1 rRNA gene is annotated in these 2,881 nt (G+C 55.1%); it reads left to right on the forward strand.

Annotation, left to right across the window (positions count from 1 at the left end):
* Nucleotides 1-59: 59 nt before the first annotated feature.
* Nucleotides 60-2,881, forward strand: a 23S ribosomal RNA gene (locus HNQ34_RS17145); the annotation flags it as partial.

Here is a 2,881-nt window from a genome sequence, read left to right on the forward strand (position 1 = left end):
TGTTCTTTGAAAACTAGATAACAGCAGAAGGGATTCATGAAGAAAAGCTCTTTTCACATGGTTAAGTTAGAAAGGGCGCACGGTGGATGCCTTGGCACTAGGAGCCGATGAAGGACGGGACTAACACCGATATGCTTCGGGGAGCTGTAAGTAAGCGTTGATCCGGAGATTTCCGAATGGGGGAACCCACTGTCCGTAATGGGGCAGTATCCATACGTGAATTCATAGCGTATGGAGGGCATACCCGGGGAACTGAAACATCTAAGTACCCGGAGGAGAAGAAAGCAACAGCGATTCCCTGAGTAGCGGCGAGCGAAACGGGAACAGCCCAAACCAAGAGGCGAGCCTCTTGGGGTTGTAGGACACTCAACACGGAGTGACAAAGGAACGGAGTAGACGAAGCGGTCTGGAAAGGCCCGCCAGAGGAGGTAAAAGCCCTGTAGTCGAAACTTCGTTCCCTCCTGAGTGGATCCTGAGTACGGCGGGACACGTGAAATCCCGTCGGAAGCAGGGAGGACCATCTCCCAAGGCTAAATACTCCCTAGTGACCGATAGTGAACCAGTACCGTGAGGGAAAGGTGAAAAGCACCCCGGGAGGGGAGTGAAAGAGAACCTGAAACCGTGTGCCTACAAGTAGTCAGAGCCCGTTCACGGGTGATGGCGTGCCTTTTGTAGAATGAACCGGCGAGTTACGATGGCGTGCGAGGTTAAGTCGAAGAGACGGAGCCGCAGCGAAAGCGAGTCTGAAGAGGGCGTTTAGTACGTCGTCGTAGACCCGAAACCAGGTGATCTACCCATGTCCAGGGTGAAGGTAGGGTAACACCTACTGGAGGCCCGAACCCACGCACGTTGAAAAGTGCGGGGATGAGGTGTGGGTAGGGGTGAAATGCCAATCGAACTTGGAGATAGCTGGTTCTCCCCGAAATAGCTTTAGGGCTAGCCTCAAGAAAAGAGTCTTGGAGGTAGAGCACTGATTGGGCTAGGGGCCCTCATCGGGTTACCGAACTCAGTCAAACTCCGAATGCCAATGACTTATGCTTGGGAGTCAGACTACGAGTGATAAGATCCGTGGTCAAAAGGGAAACAGCCCAGATCACCAGCTAAGGTCCCAAAGTATACGTTAAGTGGAAAAGGATGTGGAGTTGCCGAGACAACCAGGATGTTGGCTTAGAAGCAGCCACCATTTAAAGAGTGCGTAATAGCTCACTGGTCGAGTGACTCTGCGCCGAAAATGTACCGGGGCTAAACGTATCACCGAAGCTGTGGGATGACTTGCGTCATCGGTAGGGGAGCGTTCTAAGGGCGTGGAAGCTAGACCGGGAGGACTAGTGGAGCGCTTAGAAGTGAGAATGCCGGTATGAGTAGCGAAAACAGAGGTGAGAATCCTCTGCACCGAAAGCCTAAGGGTTCCTGAGGAAGGCTCGTCCGCTCAGGGTTAGTCGGGACCTAAGCCGAGGCCGAAAGGCGTAGGCGATGGACAACAGGTAGAGATTCCTGTACCACCTCCTCACCGTTTGAGCCATGGGGGGACGCAGGAGGATAGGGCAAGCGCGCGACTGGTTGTGCGCGTCCAAGCAGTTAGGCTGGCAAGTAGGCAAATCCGCTTGCCGAAAGGCGGAGCTGTGATGGCGAGGGAAATAGAGTACCGAAGTTCCTGATTCCACACTGCCAAGAAAAGCCTCTAGCGAGGTGAGAGGTGCCCGTACCGCAAACCGACACAGGTAGGCGAGGAGAGAATCCTAAGGTGCGCGGGAGAACTCTCGTTAAGGAACTCGGCAAAATGACCCCGTAACTTCGGGAGAAGGGGTGCTTTCTTAGGTGAAGAGCCCGAGAGAGCCGCAGTGAAAAGGCCCAAGCGACTGTTTAACAAAAACACAGGTCTCTGCGAAGCCGAAAGGCGAAGTATAGGGGCTGACACCTGCCCGGTGCTGGAAGGTTAAGGGGAGCGCTTAGCGCAAGCGAAGGTGCGAACCGAAGCCCCAGTAAACGGCGGCCGTAACTATAACGGTCCTAAGGTAGCGAAATTCCTTGTCGGGTAAGTTCCGACCCGCACGAAAGGTGTAACGACTTGGGCACTGTCTCAACGAGAGACCCGGTGAAATTATAGTACCTGTGAAGATGCAGGTTACCCGCGACAGGACGGAAAGACCCCGTGGAGCTTTACTGCAGCCTGATATTGAATTTTGGTACGACATGTACAGGATAGGTGGGAGACGGAGAAGCCGGGACGCCAGTCTCGGTGGAGTCGGCCTTGGGATACCACCCTTGTCGTACTGAAGTTCTAACCCGCACCCCTGATCGGGGTGGGAGACAGTGTCAGGTAGGCAGTTTGACTGGGGCGGTCGCCTCCTAAAGCGTAACGGAGGCGCCCAAAGGTTCCCTCAGAATGGTTGGAAATCATTCGCAGAGTGTAAAGGCAGAAGGGAGCTTGACTGCGAGACCTACAAGTCGAGCAGGGACGAAAGTCGGGCTTAGTGATCCGGTGGTTCCGCATGGAAGGGCCATCGCTCAACGGATAAAAGCTACCCCGGGGATAACAGGCTTATCTCCCCCAAGAGTCCACATCGACGGGGAGGTTTGGCACCTCGATGTCGGCTCATCGCATCCTGGGGCTGTAGTCGGTCCCAAGGGTTGGGCTGTTCGCCCATTAAAGCGGTACGCGAGCTGGGTTCAGAACGTCGTGAGACAGTTCGGTCCCTATCCGTCGCGGGCGCAGGAAATTTGCGAGGAGCTGTCCTTAGTACGAGAGGACCGGGATGGACGCACCGCTGGTGTACCAGTTGTCCCGCCAGGGGCACCGCTGGGTAGCTATGTGCGGAAGGGATAAGCGCTGAAAGCATCTAAGCGTGAAGCCCCCCTCAAGATGAGATTTCCCATCGCG

Origin of the sequence: Anoxybacteroides tepidamans (genome assembly GCF_014201465.1) — a bacterium.
GTDB lineage: Bacteria > Bacillota > Bacilli > Bacillales > Anoxybacillaceae > Anoxybacteroides > Anoxybacteroides tepidamans.